Annotated in this window: 16 protein-coding genes; 13 read left to right on the top strand and 3 right to left on the bottom strand. The window is 37.6% G+C overall.

From position 1 onward, the window contains the following. Positions 1–20: 20 nt before the first annotated feature. Together N7E81_RS16785 and N7E81_RS16780 are read right to left on the bottom strand one after the other, a co-directional pair. Entirely contained in the window at positions 21–596 is a 576-nt protein-coding gene (locus tag N7E81_RS16785; RefSeq protein WP_263050755.1) for a Crp/Fnr family transcriptional regulator, read from the bottom strand. A 135-nt stretch (positions 597–731) separates the two neighbouring features. Beyond that, positions 732–1,079: a 4Fe-4S dicluster domain-containing protein gene (locus N7E81_RS16780; protein ID WP_263050754.1), complete on the bottom strand. Its 348-nt coding sequence runs from the start codon at positions 1,077–1,079 to the stop codon at positions 732–734. Positions 1,080–1,185: 106 nt separating this feature from the next. Between N7E81_RS16780 and N7E81_RS16775 the strand changes: the two genes are divergently transcribed. The 7 genes from N7E81_RS16775 (at position 1,186) to N7E81_RS16745 (ending at position 11,514) form a co-directional block, all read left to right on the top strand. Further along, entirely contained in the window at positions 1,186–2,187 is a 1,002-nt protein-coding gene (locus tag N7E81_RS16775; protein ID WP_263050753.1) for an acyl-CoA reductase, read from the top strand. A 190-nt stretch (positions 2,188–2,377) separates the two neighbouring features. Then, positions 2,378–4,111, top strand: a complete 1,734-nt coding sequence (locus N7E81_RS16770) for an amidohydrolase (RefSeq protein WP_263050752.1) — start codon at positions 2,378–2,380, stop codon at positions 4,109–4,111. A gap of 234 nt (positions 4,112–4,345) precedes the next feature. Continuing rightward, positions 4,346–7,624 carry a DUF4297 domain-containing protein gene (locus N7E81_RS16765; protein WP_263050751.1) on the top strand — a complete coding sequence of 1,093 codons (3,279 nt, stop codon included), beginning with the start codon at positions 4,346–4,348 and terminating at the stop codon, positions 7,622–7,624. A gap of 212 nt (positions 7,625–7,836) precedes the next feature. Further along, entirely contained in the window at positions 7,837–8,904 is a 1,068-nt protein-coding gene (locus N7E81_RS16760) for a DUF1254 domain-containing protein (protein WP_263050750.1), read from the top strand. Positions 8,905–9,198: 294 nt separating this feature from the next. Beyond that, complete coding sequence (locus N7E81_RS16755; RefSeq protein ID WP_263050749.1) at positions 9,199–9,603, top strand: UPF0158 family protein; 405 nt, start codon at positions 9,199–9,201, stop codon at positions 9,601–9,603. Between the two features lie 22 nt (positions 9,604–9,625). Then, on the top strand, positions 9,626–10,480 hold the full coding sequence (locus N7E81_RS16750) for a hypothetical protein (protein WP_263050748.1): 855 nt from the start codon (positions 9,626–9,628) through the stop codon (positions 10,478–10,480). A 137-nt stretch (positions 10,481–10,617) separates the two neighbouring features. Then, the gene (locus N7E81_RS16745; RefSeq protein ID WP_263050747.1) at positions 10,618–11,514 is read left to right on the top strand and encodes a hypothetical protein; all 897 of its coding nucleotides are present in this window, start codon (positions 10,618–10,620) and stop codon (positions 11,512–11,514) included. 213 nt (positions 11,515–11,727) lie between these two features. On the opposite strand, the gene N7E81_RS16740 is transcribed toward N7E81_RS16745, so the two are convergent. Beyond that, positions 11,728–12,747 (bottom strand): IS110 family RNA-guided transposase, encoded by a 1,020-nt coding sequence (locus tag N7E81_RS16740; RefSeq protein WP_263049634.1) that lies wholly within the window; start codon positions 12,745–12,747, stop codon positions 11,728–11,730. A 237-nt stretch (positions 12,748–12,984) separates the two neighbouring features. Between N7E81_RS16740 and N7E81_RS16735 the strand changes: the two genes are divergently transcribed. The 6 genes from N7E81_RS16735 (at position 12,985) to N7E81_RS16710 (ending at position 20,666) form a co-directional block, all read left to right on the top strand. Further along, on the top strand, positions 12,985–13,893 hold the full coding sequence (locus N7E81_RS16735) for a hypothetical protein (RefSeq protein ID WP_263050746.1): 909 nt from the start codon (positions 12,985–12,987) through the stop codon (positions 13,891–13,893). 245 nt (positions 13,894–14,138) lie between these two features. Continuing rightward, on the top strand, positions 14,139–14,510 hold the full coding sequence (locus N7E81_RS16730) for a transposase (RefSeq protein WP_263050745.1): 372 nt from the start codon (positions 14,139–14,141) through the stop codon (positions 14,508–14,510). Further along, a complete protein-coding gene (locus N7E81_RS16725; RefSeq protein ID WP_263050744.1) occupies positions 14,510–15,367 on the top strand; it encodes an IS3 family transposase in 858 nt (285 codons plus the stop codon). Before N7E81_RS16730 ends, N7E81_RS16725 begins: the two co-directional genes overlap by 1 nt. A 55-nt stretch (positions 15,368–15,422) precedes the next feature. Beyond that, a complete protein-coding gene (locus N7E81_RS16720) occupies positions 15,423–18,038 on the top strand; it encodes a thiol protease/hemagglutinin PrtT (RefSeq protein ID WP_263050743.1) in 2,616 nt (871 codons plus the stop codon). After that, on the top strand, positions 18,035–18,517 hold the full coding sequence (locus N7E81_RS16715; RefSeq protein WP_263050742.1) for a hypothetical protein: 483 nt from the start codon (positions 18,035–18,037) through the stop codon (positions 18,515–18,517). The genes N7E81_RS16720 and N7E81_RS16715 overlap by 4 nt, the downstream gene beginning before the upstream one ends. A gap of 142 nt (positions 18,518–18,659) precedes the next feature. After that, positions 18,660–20,666 (top strand): ATP-binding protein, encoded by a 2,007-nt coding sequence (locus N7E81_RS16710; protein WP_263050741.1) that lies wholly within the window; start codon positions 18,660–18,662, stop codon positions 20,664–20,666. Positions 20,667–20,688: the final 22 nt, after the last annotated feature.

Genomic DNA, 20,688 nt, shown 5'->3' with positions numbered 1-20,688 from the left:
CATTTACATATGTAAAGCGATTAGTCTTCTCTGAATATTTTTTTACGGATTCTACTGAGTTGCGTAGGAGTGATACCTAAAAAATGAGCAATCTGATATTGAGTGATGAGGTTTTCAAGTTCGGGGTAGCGCATTCTGAATAGTTTGTATCGTTCGTCAGCATGAAGTGTGAAATATTCAAATTCACGGAGTTCTTTTCCAATAAAAAACAATTCAGTCATTTTTCTGCTCCAAGTAGCTATTTCTTGATTATGATCCATCAAAGATTTCCAATCAAGGTAATTGCCAGTTAACATTTCCGATGGAGTGAGGGCCTGAATACTGACTTGATTAGGAGACATAGTTACTAACGAGGTTAATGCGCCTACATAGGAAATGGGTGTTTTGAAATGGGTAGGTGTGAATAATGTTTTGGTATACTCAGAGCCATTTCCATTGGTTATATAAGCACGTAACACACCGTCTAGTAAGATGCCAAACTGATTTTCTACACGGCCTACTTTGGCGAAATAGTCTCCTTTTTCTAAGGTTGTTTTTTTAAAAATCGAAAGTATGTCTTTCCAGGAGTTGTCTGAGATAGGAGAGATTAGATTCATGTAGCTCCTTATGTGACTGTAGTTATCTTTCATTAGTTAAATTTAGAAGGAAAAGAGCAAAAAAAAACCACGTCCGAAAAGGACGTGGTATATATCATTGTTGCCAAATATTTGGCTTTGGGTGTCTTGTCTTTTTTACTCGTTGTGCAACCAAGCTTTTTTAGCCAAAAGCTCATCTTCTGTCTCTACGTAATCAGGATCATCTACACAACAATCCACCGGACAAACAGCTGCACACTGTGGTTCTTCATGGAAGCCGTTACACTCAGTACATTTTCCAGGAACGATGTAATACAAGTCATCATGAACGGGCTCTTGTGCTGCATTTGCATCCACCTGAGTACCGTCTTCCAGTTCAACTTCGGTCAAGCTAGTACCACCAGCCCAGTCCCACTCGATTCCACCTTCGTAGATCGCAGTGTTGGGGCATTCTGGCTCACAAGCTCCGCAGTTGATGCATTCGTCGGTAATAATTATTGCCATTTCCGTTTATTTATTAATACTTAAAATAAGTGTGCAAAAATAAGGATTAATTTTGCGTGCCAAAATGTTTGGCAGCTTTGTTTACCTATACTGATTTATTTCATTTATGTTGTTGGAAGACCGAATTATATCCTTTGAAACACTAGGAAGTCGATTAAAAAATCTCACAGAGGAGGCGCACGACGAGCTCTACTTGAGCGCTAAAAATGAAAATGCCTGGTTTACAGCGGATAGCGTCAAAAGGGCTCTCGATGGAATCGGTCTTTTTTTAAACAAATCAGATTTGGAAATCTGGCTGAAGGCGTATGACTTCAGTCAAATCTCACCGAAAAAAATTGGTGTGATAGCAGCAGGCAATATTCCTTTGGTAGGGTTTCATGATGTATTGTGTGTGCTTATGTCTGGTCACCATCTGATGATCAAGATGAGTTCGAAGGATGGTATTTTGATGCGCTATGTTTTGGATACTCTTTTTCAAATAGCACCTGAGTTTGAAACACAAGTCACATTCGTAGAGCGGCTTAATGAGGCAGATGCCTTTATCGCTACGGGTAGCGATAATACAGCTAGATATTTCGAATACTATTTCAAAAGCAAGCCCCATGTGATTCGTAAAAACCGCACCTCAGTAGCTGTGCTCACAGGAAAGGAGACGTCTGCGGATTTTGAGAAATTAGGTCATGACATTTTTCAATATTACGGCCTAGGCTGTCGCAATGTGTCAAAAGTATTTGTACCCAAGGGGTATAGTTTTACTCCATTTTTGGATGGGTTGAAACCCTTTGCTTCTATTGCGAATCATCACAAGTATCGTAACAATTATGACTATAACAAATCCATCTATTTGGTAAATCGAGAGCCTCATCTCGATACGGAGTTTTTGCTTATCAGAGCCAGCGAAGAATTGGTGTCTCCGATTTCGGTTTTGTTTTATCAGGAGTATACGGATACAAATGAGCTGAATGACTGGCTGTCAGGATCAGCTGAAAAAATTCAGTGTGTAGTAGGCGCAGCTCAAGGTCAGGTTCCATTTGGCGAAGCACAAAAACCTGCTCTGGCGGACTATGCCGATGGGGTAGATACGATGGCTTTTTTGGCTGGGTTGTAAGCGATAGTAGCAATTAAAACCAAAACTGAACTAGCTACTTATATTTCGAGGTTATTGATGTCTTTGCAGGATGCTGAAAAAATAAGTGTATTTTTAAACGTATAAAAACGGATAAATCCCGGATGTAAGGGATATATCAACCACTAGTGGTTGATATCCGGATGTTGGCAACAATTATAAAAACAGCGATATGAAAACTAAATTTCTTATAATGACAATTTTGATTGCTATAGTTTTTATTTGCTGCAATCAAACGAAAAAAGAAACTTCAGTAGTTGAAAAAACGGCTACAATCTACTACAATGGCGACATTATTACAATGGAAAGCGATGAGCCAACTTATGCAGAAGCAGTTGTAGAAGAAAATGGGAAAATCGTTTTTGTAGGAAACAAAGACGAGGCATCGGAAAATTACAACAAAGCAAATCAAGTGGATTTGGAAGGAAAAACAATGCTTCCGGCATTTCTGGACGGACATGGGCATTTTTACAATGTAGGCTTTACAGCTATGTGTGCGAATATTTTACCACCACCTGATGGTCCTGGTGTAGACTTTAATTCTGTAGTTGAAACATTAAATGAATACAAGGAAACAGAAACAGGTAAATATGTTTTAGAAAAATTGGGATGGATAATTGGTAACGGTTATGATGATTCTCAATTAGCAGAAAAAGATCATCCAAAAGCTTCTGATTTAGACAAAGTAAGTACCGATCTGCCTGTTATTATTATTCATCAATCGGGACATTTAGCTTCTATCAACTCCAAGGGATTAGAGCTAATGGGCTACACAGCAAATACACCTAACCCCGATGGAGGCGTCATAAGAAAAGATAGCAACGGAAATCCTAACGGAGTCTTAGAAGAAGCTGCTTTTTTTAAAGTCTTATTCCCTGTATTAGGGAAAATTGACGATGATATGGCAGCCAAGTGTATTAAGCAAGGTCAAGACGAATATGCCAAAAAAGGCTACTTAACAGCACAAGATGGTAGAACGACAACAGATCAGCTTGCTGCACTTAGAAAAGCAGCCGATGAACAAGCTTATTATATTGATGTCGTTGCCTACCCGGATATGACTTTAGGCATCGAACAAGTTGCAGAAGGAACTTATACACCAACACACCAGTATAAAAACAAGTTTAGATTAGGAGGTGTAAAGTTAACTTTAGATGGTTCTCCACAAGGAAAAACAGCTTGGCTTACCAAATGTTATCATGTGAATCCTGAAGGTAGAACAGGGTGCTATGAAGGTTATCCGATTATGGATGACGATAAAGCAACCGAATATGTAAAAACGGCTTTTAAAAACAAATGGCAAATTTTATGTCATAGTAATGGAGATGCTGCTATAGATCAATACATAAAAGCTGTAGGGGCTGCCGAAAAAGAATTTGGATATCTAGATCACAGAACTGTACTTATTCACGGGCAAACCTTACGTAAAGATCAAATTCCTGAATTGGTTGAATTAAGTATCCTTCCTTCTCTATTTCCTATGCATACCTTTTATTGGGGAGATTGGCATAAAGAGTCTGTATTGGGAGAGCCAAGAGCAGACTATATTTCTCCTTGTAGAGATGTGATTGACGCTGGACTTACTATCACTTCACATCACGATGCACCAGTCACCTTTCCTAACTCAATGCGCGTATTGGATGCTACTGTTAACCGTGTAACGCGAAGCGGTAAAGTACTAGGTGCAGACCAAAGAATTACAGTTTATGAAGGATTGAAAACCTTAACAGATTGGGCAGCTTTCCAGTACTTTGAAGAAGGGAGAAAGGGTACACTTACAGTTGGTAAATTAGCTGATTTTGTGATTTTAGATAAAAACCCACTTAAAATTGACCCAATTCAAATTCACGACATTCAAGTCTTAGAATCTATAAAAGAAGGAAAAAAGGTATATGAATTAGAGTAACTGTTGCCAACATTATATAACCGCAATTACGGCAGATTCTACTAAGTCCAAATCCAATCGGAATATGCTCAACCGGATATTAACGCATATAACCCCATAACTGGCGGTTATACAAGACCGTTAGGTTTCATGCCGTGACGCAGAGGATTATCCTCTTGATAATTGCAAGTCAAGCCAAACCACAGACTAAAACTTGCAAAATAGCTTTAATTTTATTTTCGCACTTAACTAAGGATGAATAACCAACTCCATATATATCAGAGAAATACCGAAGCAGTTGATTCCCAAAGAGGCTATCAGTATCAAATACTTCGAACTTTAGAATTATGGATTGAAAACTATCAAGACGGGCTGGATGAAGAGATTTTCTGTGAATTTGAGGATGACATTTTTCAAAGAGATGAATCCAATGGAAAATTGAAATTCAGACAAGTCAAACTCTATGCCTCAAACTTCTCATTTAAGAGTGAGGAAATTGTAAAAAGCCTAATAAACTTCTTTTTTCTCCACATAAAGACTGGATACAAAGATTTTGACAAAGAATTCGTTTTTGAAACAAATACCAGTATTGCGGGAAAATACAAAGACAACAATGCCGAACTCCTAAGACAATGGTATGAAAATCAGGATAATCTTGAATCTGATTTAATTGAGAAATGTAAACAATTAACAAAGGCAATAATTACTGAATATGTAACATCTAAGTCAGAACAATTAAAAGAGGAATATGAGCCTAAAATAATTTCAGAATCATTAGAGCAACTAAAATCAATTCAGGATACAGAATGGGAAAGCTTTGTTAGAAATATTAAATGGTCTTTTGGAGAAACAAATCCTCAATTAGAGTTTTCCGAAACAATTGATAGAATCAATCTGCGTCTCAAAAACCTGAACCTGAATCTAGGAGATCATCAAATAGAGTCCTTATTTGGTATTCTTTACAAGGAAGCCTCTCTGAAGGCAACTCAAAAAATACCTGAAGAAAGGAATCTTAACAGTAAAATTTTAGAACGCCTTATAAAGTCAAGCTCTTCCGACACTGACCGATGGTATTGGGAAGTAAAAGCTCGATGGAATGAAGTTGAAAAAATTGATCATTTAATCCTTGGAGAGCTATTTGAAATCATTGATGCTGGAAGACATTGTAGACGAAATAGCCATCTACATCGTCACTCAGAGTTCTGGATTACCCTTTTGAATTTTTATATCAAGGAACTTGACTTAGACGAGTACCTCAGGAATAAGGCAGTTTATGAATATGTCTGGCTGAGGGTTTTACCTGAGGAAAACTTCAAGCAACCAACAGGAGATCTATTGGGTGATGAGACCCTTGTTAAAGAATACCTTGGCAACTTGAACAACTTTAAAAATCCACAAGAACTCGAAGATTATCAGGCTATACTCAATATCTGCTTTACTACCTCTCTTTCGAAAAAATTAGATATTGAGTTTGCACAAATAATTGAGTGGAATAAAAATCTAAAGATAGAAATTGAAAACAGGTTGTCAGTCTCAATCAATCCAAATGATATCTGCCATTATTACGAGATTTTAGGCAACCAAGCTCTTCTGATGAGCAACCTTGAAAAGAGAAAAGAAATACCTAAAGAGCTAGTTAAGTACTACTCTAAAGTTCTTGAAAATATTGATAAGGCAGATTTATACCACGTAACAACTTTTGGAGAGCGAATCAATAAATACTGTGCTTTCTTATTGAAAATAGATTCCGATAAGTTTTTAGAATTGATCAATGAGCTAGAAGCCTTTAATGAAAAACTGGATGATTTAATAAGCAAAAGAGATGGAGATTTCAGTAAGGCTAAAGTACAGGTGCAACGAGGTTATTCCTATATGCAATCAAAGGATAGAAGGCTCTTGTTAAAAGCTCTGGATTATTTTCATAAAGCAAAAGACCTCTACTATCGTAGCGAAACAATCGAAGGTCATATTCTTGCTCTTCTAAACATCTCGCAATTATACTCCTCTATGGGTCTGAATATCGCAGCAAAGAATTACGCACTTTCTGGGCTATGGATATTATTAAATGGCACAACTGAAATCTATTTTGACAAATTGATCAAGGGATTCAATATGCTATTTTATTATGATTTTCTGCAGGGAAGGTGGCTTTCTGCAATTCGGGATTTTCGTCTCTTTATTACATCCAGATTTGAATTTAGCTCAGATGATTTGAACATTCTTGAAGAAGAGATGCTCGGTGAAACTTTTTCAGCATTCGCAATCATATTAAAAGCAATTCCAAGTATTGCTAAAGATGAAAATGGTCTATCTGAACAAGTTTTGAAATCTCTTGGATCAGTTGGAGAAAACTATATAGAACCCGCATTTGAGATTATTGAAGAAGAGTATCCTGACGAGAAGATTATTAATCTGATTGACAGAAAAATTGACAGTTATCCACTTAGTGATTTCGGAAATAGTTCAGAAATTATATTCCTTGCCTTAGGCATTAAGTGGACAATTGAGTTTGAGAACAATTTTGATAATATCCCAATTGCGGAGGAGTTCTGCTCATTTCTCCAGATATTATTAGCTGAAATGGCACTTTCTGAATTCGATTTCCATTTTGTTAAGGGTGAATTAAGAATTCAGCTTGAACTTTCGAAGGATTTACAAGCTCCTGAACAACTCTCAACTGATGCATATACTTGGAAAGCTTTTGTGAAGCATTTTGATAGTCCAAAACCTGAAGAAATTAATTTTCACGCAGCATCTGTTTCTTTGACGCTAAAGTTGATTCTTCTTGAGTTCAGCCTTTTGAAAAAAGAAGAATTTGAACACCTTTTTGAAAGACTTCTGAAGGATTTTGACTTACCTAATAGGTCCTTGTCTGGAAATCTATATCAAAGAATGTATAGATTTCTGTTTAAAAAAGAGGAATTTGAATTTCTTAATGGATTCGAGCTTGCGAACATTGATAGCAACGCATTCGCTTCTTTACCAAGACAAAACGATGTTCTTGTTTGGCGAAATGATATAAGTCAAAAGTATGATAAGAAAGAGGCCATTAAAGCCATTAAGGGACGATACAAAAATAGTTATAACGGTCTTTACATCACTCTTAGCAAGCTAACACAAAATGTGCATTTCCATCAATTTGTTTGGGAACTCAGACGAGAAGGGTGGCTAGATTGGCAAATATTATCGGCAATGTTGCTTTTTGTTGCCAATTATAAAACGAAGCAGAAGCTAAAGGATTTTAAGGGAAGTGAAGAGGAATATGCAGAAGAATTAGGAAAGAAATTTCATGATATTGTTTATCAAGATGAAAAGGAATTCTATATAGAATTTCCATTAGAAGCCTTTAAAACCGAAGAGTTCAGAATGCATTTAGAAACTAGTCCGGTTCACATTTTGCCTACTCTTGGCCTTGAAAATAAATCTCGTATTCAGAATGCCCGAATAGTTGGGGATTTTCTTAAAGTACGATTTAACCTTAAAAAAGATAATACCGATGAAGATAATCCTCTCTACAATATTGGACGAATTTAGGCAAACAACGAACTAACAAGAACGCAGAAACAGGACGGAAAAATGCACGAAAACCTAACAGACGCTAAAAATCCATAGGCTTACTGAGATATTTGCCAAGGTTGGTGGGTTAAGATACTTTCTAGATATTTACAGATGTCCAGCCTACGGATTTTAGCTGGTCGTTGGCAAACATTAAAAACCAAAACTTATATAATTATAACTCCAGTAAAATGAAAAAAATAACAATTACAGCAATGATGATTTGCACGATTGCATTTACATCATGCAACAACAATCACAAGACAAAATCAGAAACAAAAGAAACCGAACAAACTGCCGCAACGCAGATGGAGGTGACAAAAGATAATTACGTAAAAGCAGAAACGGACTGGAATTGCAATATTCAGCAAAATGCAAAACCGATTAACGAATGGCTACACAAAGAGGCGGTAACCATGGAAAACCAAACGATTATCCGCTCTAATGCCGATGTTATTTATTCGTTGGCGTTGGTTGATGTGAGCAAAGGAGCTACATTTTCTATCCCCGAAAGGGAAAATGGCGCCATGCAAATGATGCAGCTCATTGATGAAAATCACTTTACCAGAAAAGTTGTTTTTGCAGGAGAAACGGCAACCCTTTCATCTGAAGATTTAACTGGTGGTGACTATGTTTATATTCTGGCAAGAACCCGAATTTCTGACGATATGGAAGAAACCAAACGCGCACAAGAAAGCATGGTAATCGATGCCAAATCGGCTAAACCTTACGAAGCAAAAGGGTATAAAGCAGAAGACGTGGAAGCATTTAGAAACAAACTGATTAAAGATGTGACGGAAGACGGTTTGCAGATTTCAAGTTTTACAGGTTTTGGTACTAAACCAGAAGATGTAAACGAAAAAGATTATTTACACTGTGCCGCGATGGGCTGGGGCGGATTACCTCCTGCTTATGCGCAGTACACCGCTTTGATTAAAGGTCAAGGGAGCGATGCTAAAAATCAAACAATAACCTTCCCTAAGCCTGACTTAGATTATGAAAATGGCGGATTTTTCTCGATTACAACCTATAATGACAAATCGTGGATTGCCAAAGAGAATTTCTACATCAGCATGGACCGTATGAAAGACAATGGCGATGGAACCGTAACCGTTGATTTCAATAGTGGTTCGTCTTATTCAGTCGATGTTGTGGAAGGTTGGAATGCTTCTTTGCGTTTGTATTTACCAAACGACCCTAAAGCTACGGCCGACTACATCAATGAATTTATTTCGATTGCGATTGCTGAGAAAAAGTAAGTCATTTTTTAATTTAAATGAAAATTAGCATGGAAAAATCACTCTTTTGTAGAACCATAGTATTCAATGATAATTTCTGGTACACAACCTGTTTTTCAGGTTTCACAAAAATTAAATTCCTGTTTGGAAAATAAAAACGATTTGCCAACAATGTATATAAAAAATAGGCGAAATAGTAGTATGTTCAAGGCTTTTGGTTCATGTCAAAGTTTGTGCATAACCGAAAGTTTAGTGCTTCGAAATCGCCTACTTTTCATATACTAACCGTTATGCACCACGATCTATAAGACTCAGATGCAGCCAACAGAAGAACATATCAAGGAGATAGCCGAACTTTTGGATTGTGGTCAACTCTGCTTCTTTCACGAACCAACTGGTACGATTGAACATCACCCCGACCCGAACAGTGAATATTTTGATCCCGAAGCTTGGCAAGAGACCCTAGACAGAATTGATGCAAATTGGGGTGAATACCAACGATTTGAGAAGATGGGTTCCAATCAGGCATTTAGAGTCATGGAAGACTTTGCGAACTCCTTAACTGACGAGAATTTTCGAACTCGGCTTTTTAACCAGCTTTCTCAACGTAAACCTTTCAGCAAATTCAATTGGGCCATAGACAACTCTGAGTATCGTCAAAACTGGTTTGACTTCAAGGAACAGGCATACATCAGCTGGGTTCGTGAACAACTTGAATAACGAAAAAGGTGCATAACATAGCGTGATAGCGAATGCCCATGCTGCCTTACCAAAAGCGTTGCGTGCAACAGCACCGCCGCTTCGCTCGGAAAGAGTAGAAGGCCGTAGAATGGACATTCGGATTAGCTGGCAGCCTCGAATCAACAGGAATGGCTATACAGGCTTTTGTGGTTTGTCGCGATTCGGCTATCTTTCTGCTTTTAGAAACCGCGAGGGCACTCGCCATACGCGGACGTTATGCTCAATCGACTGCATGAAAGAATTTTTCCAACTCAATAAGACTAAAATTGTATTTGCGTTCAAATTTACATCAGTACTTTTCCTAGCTCTAGTGCTGATAGCTTTCGGAATTGGCTATTTGAACGGGCAAGTACCTGAACTAACACTCTTTCTGACAGTGATTTTTGGTGCAGGAATAGGAATGCCACTATTCATACTTGTTGTTGGAACTGTTCGAGGAACTTGGGATTTACATAAACGAAGAAAGGCATTTAGCACTCATCCATTTTCAGAGCTATTGAACCACGGGTTTAGAGAACAACTGAAGAACGATAAAAATAAATGGCAATTTTGTGAGCCAATTTTGACAGGTCAGATTGATAACTTCGAGATTATCGCGGAGGTGGACACACAGCACGAACCTGATATTATAAAGTTTCAAGCTTTAACCGAAGTTGAAGTTATCGGTAAAGATGAAGTGAGACGTTTGACTCGAAAATTTTCAACAGATGATATCGACTTGGACTTTCAAGGTGTATCAAAAAGAATATCAGTCAAAAATCATCGAATGAACAACGTGACAGAATTATCCAACGAACTTTCAAGATTTATTAGAACAATCAACCAAGAGAACTTTAAACCGAAGAAAAGAGCATAACATTCGCTGATCAGTCATGGGGTTTCAGTTGTTTAGGAAAGATTGTAACTGTTGGATAGTTCATTGCATTATTTAACTTTAGAAGATAAAAATCCCCACGCCTGATAGCGTGGCGTTATGCCACATAACCTATAAGAATGAATATTAGAGATACTTCACAAATCGTTAAGCAAGTTTATCCAAATTTGATGCTTAATGTAAAATTTGATTACGGTAAGGATAAAGGCTCTGTATCTGGAATTAAAGTAACAAAAGAAGCCATTAGAATCCTTCATCAAAATGAATTATTTACAGAACAGGTAGATCCCCTATGGAGTGATTTTTTTGTTAGCAAAACCACTGATCAAACCGAAATTGACGGAAATCAACGGAGATTAGTTGAAACCAATTATAACTATTTAAAAATCGCCATTGAAGCCCTGCACAAAACTTTGAGTGAAGTATTTCTGGATGAATTTGAAAATTCTGTTAGAATAAAACTCCCACCTACCAACGATTTTTCTGAACTTTCCAAAATATCAAATGAACTAAACAAATCAATTTCAATTCCGATTTCACACAAGAATATTGACGGAAATACGAGTATCAAAAGTGTAGAAAATGGATCAATCTGGTTTGTGGTTGTTGTAGCAAGTCCTTTAGCGGTTGGCTTGGTTGGAGGAATCGCTTGGGCAAGCGCCGTTATTCATAAGAAAAAGCAAGAAGGGAAAATTTTTGAAGAACACGTAAAGAGCCTTGAGCTGGCCAATGAACAGAAGGAAGTATTTCTCGACGCACAAAAAAAGCAACTTGAACTTCTCATAGAAACTGAGTCAAAGGCATTGAATGATGAATACTACAAAGAATCTAATAACGAGGATTTAGAAAGATTAAAGCATTCAATAGTTACAATATCTAGTCTAATCAACAAAGGCCTAGAAATTCATCCCTCTCTAAATACACCTGAGGATGTTAGTAACTTGTTTCCGGATTTTAAAAAGCTTAATCTAATTGAATCTAAAACAAAGCTAATTGGAGATCATAAAGTGGCATAACATTACCTACCACTCCATGGTGATTACTGCTAGAGTCAAGAGCGGCGGTTTCTATCAGCACCGGAAAATCTTCGCTTTTCCTCACCTAGATCAAAAAGGTAGTGATGAAAATCGAAGATTTTCCTAATTTGTAACCGAAACAAAATACACGTCAAGCACCACGGAGGGTAGCTGGGCGATATCTATGGTAAAAACAAGCGTATTGGTCTTTTTTTAATCCAATTTCTCTTGATAAGGAGTTCCTCTTTTTACTACGGCGACTACTCTATGGAGTAGTTTGTTTCTCACTGCATTGAGTGCACTCATTTTACTTTTCCCTTCTTCGGTTTTCCGAAGGTAATATCCTCGAAGTTCTTTGTGACATTTGATGGCATTCATCGCACACATGTGTAGATGAAATTTGAGTTGTTTGTTGGCAAAACTTGATGTGCCTGGACTGGCAAATATGCTGGTTCCACTACTGTATTCGAAAGGAGCTACACCGCAATAACAAGCCAGCTTTCGGTTGTCCAACATGCGAGTAAATCCTTCTGTATAAACGATCAGATCCACGGCCAAAACCTTGCCTACACTTTTCACCGAAGTGACCAATTCGTAGAGGGCCTTTAAGTGTTTATCTATCTGAATCAATTCGTCCATTTTGGCTTCAACTTTATCTAAAGATTTTTTTAACCCACTGATAGCTGACCTACTGATTCTTTCGATTTCACGTCCTGCTTTTGGGTCTACTTTGGTCAACTCATCTACAGCAATTTGCTGACTGTGTAAACTTTTTTGAAGCCTCATTCTGGTTTTCATTAGATCTTTGAGGCGGTTTAAGGTAGGATGTGAGAGTTTGACCAGTTTGGCATCACGTTGATGATCAAAAGCAAAATTGGCAATTCTTTCAGCGTCGATTTTGTCTGACTTACCCCTGATTAGTCCCATGCTTCTTTTGATGTGCAGGGAGGATTCCAGCCAAACTTTGCATCCTCTTTTGAGCAAATACTTGACAATGTTTCTGGTATAGATACCGGTATGTTCCATGCAGAAAAGGATGTCCTCACCACAGTCATTGCCATGTTGTTTAAGCCATCTTTTCATTTTCCGGAAGCCTTCGCTATCATTACTAAACAAGGCATTGTTGCACTTCATCGATGAGCTGTTAATCAAAGCCACATCAATACTCATTTTGCTAATGTCTATACCCACGATATGTGGGTAGAAGATTTGTTTAGGGGTGGTATTTTCCATAATTTCAATATTAAGTTCAAAACCTTGATGTTAGGGCATCTCGACGGATCGGGATCCCTGAATATCTATCTGAACATTTAACAATGGAAAGCAAGCCCTGAATCGCCCGATAAGTCTGGGTAACTTGGTTAGCGCGTAGTTCTGGCTTGCTTTCTTTTACTATTAAAAGTAAAACCTTTATTTCTTTGATTAATTATAGACAGGAAAGCTAAAGGTTAGCGGAAATTACTGCAAGTCGTGAAATTCACATTAATCAAAATTAAATATCAAGACTTTACTGGTGAACTAGATAGATTTTCTATTTCAATCAACACTCTAACGGATTCTCAACAGACTAATCCTGAATTGCTTAAAAAGGAACTTGAGAAACTTCAGAAAAAGATCGAAGACTTTGCTCAAAAAAGTATCTCACCTGAACCTGAAATTCTGACGGGAATGATTTCCACCAGTACAATAAGTCTATTAGACGATTTTGGGTTTAGGTATGATATTGAACGAAGCAAACATCCAGAACTGGAAGAACAAAAATATCGAGTAACAAGGTTGAAGAAGACTTTTAAATTCTTCAGAGACTATGTAAAGCTGATAGATTCACTAAAGGGGATAGAACGACCAACGATTAATAGTATAAGAGAAAAGCAAGATTACATACTGGAAAAACTATCACATGTTTTCAATGATAATTATTATGACATTGCTTTAATACTTGATTACAATGATATTCCATACAGAACAGACGAACCTTCTGAAATTGCTGATGATCTTGACAGAAGAGGCTATGTCGTCAAAAAAGACAAGTACTCTAACAAAAGTGAGGTTCAGCTAACCGTCAAAGGTGCTAATTACATCGAAAGAAAGCTTAACTCCAAGAAACGAAAAACTGAAAAGCAAGCGACCGAAAGCAGTTTAAATGAAAAAATTGATGAAATACTTGAACGACTGAACAAACTCGGACTTGGTCAAGAAATCATTTATGATGATTTCGAAGAGATGAGACAAATGCAAGAAAGGCTCTCTAAGAAGTCATGGAGTCAGTTGCTAAAAGGCAAACTATTTGATCTCACAGTTTCGAAACTTTTGAACAAAGAAACTGCGAATTTCATCTATGAGTTTTTAACAAATGAAAGATTAAAATTTCTGGAATAAACTTCCGCTAACATAATGTATGAAGTCATGGCGGGTTGGTGGTAGAGTCGAGGCTTAGTGGGTGTCTGATAGTCCGCCAATCCTGCGGACTGGCTCGCTTGGGAGAATAAAATTAGCGGCCAATCCGCAGGATTGGCTTGAAGAAAACCGCTATCTTTAGTGCTTTTAAACCGCCACGACTCATACATGGACGTTATGGTGCAGGATGACCCGTCCTAAAATAAGGCTACACATCACGTAGCAAAATGTATAAGAATGACGGAATCAATCGCAGGTACAGCGAAGGTTACAAACTCAAAGTTTTAGCCGAACTTAGTACAGGTAAATACAACAAAACAGAAATAGGTCGCATCTACGACATCAACCGCACCACCCTCAATAAGTGGATCGAAAAGTATGACCGGAAAGACCTTATGAACACTCGTGTAACTGTGGAAACAACAGACGAAATCGGGCGCATTAAGGAGCTCCAAAAAGAAGTCCAGCAACTCAAAGACTTACTCTTGAAGAAAGATCTGGACAATCTAATGCTTGACTCTTATTTAGAAGTAGCAGCCGAGAATATGGGCTATAAAAGCGTGGATGATTTAAAAAAAACTTTAAACATCAAGCCCTGATGCGAGCAGTAGGAAAATCAAGAAAAACAGGGCTAGCGAGTGTTCAAAAAGTATGTAGTAGTATGCGTCTCAATCGAGACGCATACTACAAATGTAAAGAGCGTTTTGAGGTGCAAAAAAGCACGGAAGCCAAAGTGATCAGTTTAGTCAAAGAGGAGCGAAAAATTCAATCGAGAGTAGGCACACAAAAGCTTCAAATGCATCTGGCTACCGACTTTAGTAGATTAGGTATAAAAATAGGCAGAGATCGTTTATTCGATATATTACGAGCCAATGACATGCTTGTCAGGCGTAAGAAAGTCTCTTGCAAGACGACCAATTCATATCATCATTTTTACAAGTACAACAACTTGATAAAGGACTTGAATATCACAGTTCCCAATCAAGTTTGGGTATCAGATATCACCTATATAAGAACCGTCAGAGGCTTCTGTTATTTGGCTTTGATTACCGATTTGTATTCAAGGAAAATAGTAGGGTTTGATGTGAGTGATTCATTGGAATTAGCAGGCTGTCTCAGGGCGTTAAAGTCTGCTTTTAGAAAAGCGAAACCAGGATCAAATTTGATTCATCATTCGGACAGAGGCATCCAATATTGCAGTAAACAATATGTCAATGAGCTCCTAAAACGAAAGATGAAAATCAGTATGACAGAGGAGAACCATTGTTACGAAAACGCAGTGGCTGAAAGAGTGAATGGCATCCTAAAAGATGAGTTTTATCTTGACCAATGTTTTGTCAATACAAGCCATGCAAAACAGGCAACTAAAAACGCAATTGACATCTATAACAATAAAAGATTACACCTATCTTTAGGACTTAAAACCCCTGAACAGGTGTACAGCAAAGTAGCATAAATTTAACTTTTAACCTGTAGCCATATTTCAGGACGTGACATACCTCCTAACGAAAATGACAAAGCTAAAAATCTTAATTCTCCTTCTTCTGCTAACGGTAACTGGGTTTGCCAAGCAGATTGACGAACCGACCGCTAAAGCAGTAGCAACTAACTTCTTAACGGGTTTAACTTCAAATTCAAGCGGAAGAATTGCAACCCAAAACCTGAACTTGGTTCTAGCATATCCAACAGCATCAACTAACAGCAATGCTAGGCTTTCTTCACCAACCAATAACCCATACTTCATCTATAATTTCGGAGAAACTGGATTCATAATCGTTTCAAATGAAGATGCTGCATTGCCCATTTTGGGTTATTCTTTCGAGGGAACATACTCTGAAAATAAAGTTTTTCCTCAACTAGCAAAATGGCTGGAAACCTACAAAAAGCAAATTCGGTTCATACAAGCTAATGATATTGAACCCACTCAAGAAGTAACTTCAAGATGGGAAAGCTTATTAAAGGATGCTTCATCAAGTGCTAGGGTTAGTGAAACAAATTCCGTTGATCCATTGATTGAAACAAAATGGGATCAAAGTCCCTATGTTAATGCCAAATGTCCCTACGATGCTCAATATCAGGAATTAACCGTTACAGGTTGTCCAGCAACCGCTATGGCACAGATAATGAAGTACTGGAAATATCCAGCCAAAGGAATTGGTTTTCACTCCTACAACCACGAGAAATACGGAACACTTTCAGCCAATTTCAGCTCCACATACTATGACTGGGAATCCATGCCTAATACGATTAATAGCACAAACGATGCTGTTGCTACCTTAATGTATCATTGCGGTGTTGCTGTCGAAATGCAGTACAATGTTGCCTCTGAAGGTGGAAGTGGAAGCTATGTGATAATCCCCGGCTATCCAGAGGAGCAGACTGTTCAACATGGTCTAATTACATATTTCGGATATGACAAAGAATCCATTCAAGGGTTATATCGAGCAGATTATTCTGACAATGATTGGAAAAACCTACTCAAAGAAGAACTTGATGCAGGTAGACCTATACAGTATGCAGGGTTTGGTCAAGGTGGTCACACTTGGGTATGTGATGGTTATGACAACAATGACTTCTTTCATATGAATTGGGGTTGGGGAGGACAGTTGGATGGTTATTATTTACTGGATGCACTAACACCCGGTTCTGGCGGAATTGGATCTGGAGCAGGTTCATACAATGAAAACCAACAAGCATTGATTGGCATTAAGCCACCAGATGCAGCCCAGACTTATGAATTAGAAATCTACGATGATGTTGTTTCCAACAAATCAACTATTGCCTACGGAGAAGATTTTGAGATTTCCACAGATATTCTTAATGACGGCAACAATACTTTTAATGGTGACTATGGGGCAGCAGTTTTTGACGAGAATGATGTCTTTGTTGACTTTATTGAAATCATTTCTAGCGTGAGCTTAGAACCCGGCTTTCACTATACCAATGGCTTAACTTTTAGTACTGACGGACTACTTACCATGTTACCCGGTGAATATCGAGTCTACATTTTCTATCGACCAACGGGAGGAAATTGGGTTGGTATGAAGGCAGATTTTTGGGATTTTCTAACCTCAGACTATGTAGATATTGAAGTTGTCAATGTGAACATAATAAGCCTTTATTCCACCATTGATGTTCTCACCGAAAACTTATACAATGAAGGTACTCTTTCGGTAAAACTTGATGTTGCAAACTATTCAGCGGAAGAGTTCACTGGAATTTTGGACGTTTCACTTTACAACCTAGAAGGGGAATTTGTGGCAACCATTGAAGAAAAGACTGGAGTTACCCTTTGCTCTCAATGTCATTTCACTGATGGATTGACATTCACAACAACCAGCCTAAACGTCCCCCCAGGAACTTATTTATTGGCTCTACTTCATCAATGGGATGGTTATGATTATGAAATCACGGGTTCATCTTCATCATTCATCAATCCTTTCAAGGTGATTCTACAAGTTCCACCTTTGGATCCAGATAATTATGAAAATAACGATGAATTTGAGGATGCCCATTCTCTGGCAGCAAACTTTTCAGGAAATGACCTTTCCATCTCAACAAATGGATCAAACATCCATGTTGGAAGTGATTGGGATTTTTATTCAGTACAACTGGATGATGGATTTGACTACTCCATTGATATCAGATTGCATGATTCATACAATAGCGGAAATGGAAATGAGTATACAGTCGATGGACTGTTCCTTTATTCGTTTGATGGAGAAAACTGGTCAGAGGCTTATGACGATTTGTTGCCAACCTCAATAACATCAGAAGGAGATAAGACTTTAACAATTGTGGTTTCACCGTACTTCTTGGGTGAACGCGGCACTTATCAACTTGATATTGACCTTGAAAGATCAATGGTTTTGGGTACGGATCAAAACCAAGACGTTTTTACAATTTACCCCAACCCTGCATCGGACAGGTTTAAAGTAAGATTGGGTACTGGATCAGATAAAATAGATAGAATGGAAATTATCAACCTTCAAGGGCAGGTGATAATGCATAATGAAAATGTATCTAATGAAACAGAACTACCAATAAGTAATTTATCCTCTGGAACCTATTTCGTACGAGCAAATTACAATGGCATAACTGAAACCAAAAAACTTCTAGTGAAATGAGAGCTTTGATCTATATAATTACTTGTGGTCTCCTGCTATTTGGATGTAGTTCAACAAAAACGGCAGTTTCAACTTTCAATGTGATGGATTTAAAAAATGTAATTGTCTACAAGTGCAAAAAAGATTATTCGAACAATGTACCAATCATGTATTCCGAAAAGATTGGATCAATCACATCTTATCCGGCACCATCAGATGTTCAACGATTTTTGGATTTAAAACCTTTTGAACTTTCTAATGGCTACTTTCTTGATCAAATTGGAGTGAACCCAAGTACGGTTTATCTTGAATATACCTTGAAAGAATATTCGGAACTTGATGAAGCACCAACTTTGGAAACCATGAAATCTAAAATCATTGACTTTTCACCATTTGACGAATTGTATAACCTTGGACAACCGAACGAGCAGAACAACACTATCGAGAAGATTAACGAACTGATCAAATCGGGAGAAATCAAAACGTATAGAAAAATATAATACGAGGCACAACAGACACTAAAATGAATATGCGAACTGAGTCATCTGAAAGGACATTACAAAACAGATACTTCGGTGCTTCTAGCCACTGGGTCGCATACTCATTTTAGTTGGTCGTTATGGCCAATAGTGACAATAGAAAATGAAAAAGCACAACGCAAAAATTACATCTAAAAGTGTAGAGCAAAGCGGATTACCTTCCGATTACAAAAAAGCTATTGCCGAATATATTTGGAATGGGTTTGACGCAGGTGCAACTAACATAAACATTGATTACAATGGTAACGAATTAGGCTACCTAAACGAATTTACCATTACTGACGATGGCAAAGGAATTAGCTCATCTAAAATTGGAGAAACCTTTGGACACTTTCTGGACTCAAATAAAACAAGCTCCTATAACGTTGATGGATTTATCAAGGGAAAGAAGGGAAAAGGTCGCTTTTCTTTTAGCCTGTTTTGCAACAATGTAGTTTGGGAGTCCCGTTACAGAGAAGAGTCTGGGGAGTACCTAGAATTCAAGATATCCATTAACAAGTCATCGCAGCACACTTTTGACACCTTTGAAAACAAGGTATCGAATTCAGCTGCCACAGGCACAATTGTACACTTTAATGACTTTTTCGATCTTTCCTCTGATCACTTAAAGGCTAAAGATTTTGTTGACTACTTAGCTGGGGAATTTGGGTGGTTTTTGTATTTGAATAAGGAGTCAAACCACGAAATATCTATCAACGGGGAACCGCTAGAATATCAAAGCATAATTGACGATTCTGAAGACTTTCAAGTAACAATTAGTGACACACTCTTCAACGTTTCATTCATTAGGTGGAATGTTAAGATTGGTGACAAATACTTCTATTATTTTCTAAACAGCGATAAGAAGGAGGTCGAAAGAAAACACACATCTTTCAACAACAAGGCTATTGACTTCCATCATTCTGTTTATGTCCAGTCTTCCTATTTTGAAAACTTCAAGCTTACAGAGACCGATCAACCCGTACTAGGATTTGACGGTAAGAATCAAGCTGATGGAACATTCAAAGCTTTGATTCGGAACCTGAATCAGTTTCTTATTGAGAAAGAAAAAGAATTCATAAGGAAACAGCAAGCCGAAAAACTCATTGAAGACTATCATTCCAAGAACATCTTCCCCAAATTCAGAAGTAATGAATATGAGCAGTTAAGACTCAAAGATTTAGAAAATGTAGTCAGGGAGATCTATTGTGTTCAACCCAAAATCTTTCAGGGCTTAAAAAAGGAGGCAAGTAAAACACTTGTAGGCTTTTTGAACCTACTTCTTGATTCCGAGGAACGAGAAAAAGTTCTAGATATTATGGAAGGGATTGTTTCCCTTTCAGATGAAGAAAGGAAGGAACTTGCAGATTCTCTAAGGAAAACTAAAATCACAAGCGTTGCAGCTATAATTAGACTTCTAGAGAATAGACTTACAGTAATTCAAATTTTGAAATCCTTAGTATTTGATCTTGAACCTTTCACAAATGAAAGAGACCATATTCAACAAGTTATAGAGAACAATTATTGGTTATTTGGTGAACAGTATCATTTGGTTTCCGCAGATAAAAACATGGAGACCGTACTAAGTAACTACTTGTACTTTCTGGAAAAAGGTGAAAAGGAAAAGATCAGGATTGAAGAAAAGAAACGATTAAAAAGACCCGATGTTTTTATCTGTAGACAAATTGATGTTCCTGACCCAAACTCGAATGAGTACACTTTGGAAGAGAATATCATTGTCGAGTTGAAGCGCCCAAGTGTTGATATCGGGAAGGATCAATATCGGCAGGTGGAAGACTATATGAACATCATTATTGATGAACCTCGTTTTAACAGTCAATTACGTAAATGGAAGTTTATACTTGTTGGAAAGCGAGTGGACTCGTTTATTGAAGGCAAATACGAATCACAAAAAAATAAAGGAAAAAAGTTTCTCGTAGAATCTGTGAGCAACTATGAAATCTACGCGATGACTTGGGACGATTTGTTTAAAATCTTCGATCATCATCATAAGCATTTAATTGATAATTTAGAATTTAAAAAGTCCGTGGTTGAGGAACTTGAAGAGAAAGGATTTGAAATTAACAGGGCTGCTTCTGACGAGCTAACAAGACTCGCAGTAAACCAATAAAAAGGCCATAACAAACACTAAA

The organism is Reichenbachiella carrageenanivorans (genome assembly GCF_025639805.1).
GTDB lineage: Bacteria > Bacteroidota > Bacteroidia > Cytophagales > Cyclobacteriaceae > Reichenbachiella > Reichenbachiella carrageenanivorans.
The sequence above is the reverse complement of the archived record's forward strand: the minus strand, read 5'-3'. Positions and strand labels throughout refer to the sequence as shown.

Coding starts and splice junctions, on each gene's coding strand:
- N7E81_RS16775 (WP_263050753.1), top strand. CDS start 1,186: ATGTTGTTGGAAGACCGAATTATATCCTTTGAAACACTAGGAAGTCGA.
- N7E81_RS16725 (WP_263050744.1), top strand. CDS start 14,510: ATGCGAGCAGTAGGAAAATCAAGAAAAACAGGGCTAGCGAGTGTTCAA.
- N7E81_RS16710 (WP_263050741.1), top strand. CDS start 18,660: ATGAAAAAGCACAACGCAAAAATTACATCTAAAAGTGTAGAGCAAAGC.
- N7E81_RS16745 (WP_263050747.1), top strand. CDS start 10,618: ATGAATATTAGAGATACTTCACAAATCGTTAAGCAAGTTTATCCAAAT.
- N7E81_RS16720 (WP_263050743.1), top strand. CDS start 15,423: ATGACAAAGCTAAAAATCTTAATTCTCCTTCTTCTGCTAACGGTAACT.
- N7E81_RS16780 (WP_263050754.1), bottom strand. CDS start 1,079: ATGGCAATAATTATTACCGACGAATGCATCAACTGCGGAGCTTGTGAG.
- N7E81_RS16740 (WP_263049634.1), bottom strand. CDS start 12,747: ATGGAAAATACCACCCCTAAACAAATCTTCTACCCACATATCGTGGGT.
- N7E81_RS16770 (WP_263050752.1), top strand. CDS start 2,378: ATGAAAACTAAATTTCTTATAATGACAATTTTGATTGCTATAGTTTTT.
- N7E81_RS16730 (WP_263050745.1), top strand. CDS start 14,139: ATGTATAAGAATGACGGAATCAATCGCAGGTACAGCGAAGGTTACAAA.
- N7E81_RS16765 (WP_263050751.1), top strand. CDS start 4,346: ATGAATAACCAACTCCATATATATCAGAGAAATACCGAAGCAGTTGAT.
- N7E81_RS16785 (WP_263050755.1), bottom strand. CDS start 596: ATGAATCTAATCTCTCCTATCTCAGACAACTCCTGGAAAGACATACTT.
- N7E81_RS16755 (WP_263050749.1), top strand. CDS start 9,199: ATGCAGCCAACAGAAGAACATATCAAGGAGATAGCCGAACTTTTGGAT.
- N7E81_RS16760 (WP_263050750.1), top strand. CDS start 7,837: ATGAAAAAAATAACAATTACAGCAATGATGATTTGCACGATTGCATTT.
- N7E81_RS16715 (WP_263050742.1), top strand. CDS start 18,035: ATGAGAGCTTTGATCTATATAATTACTTGTGGTCTCCTGCTATTTGGA.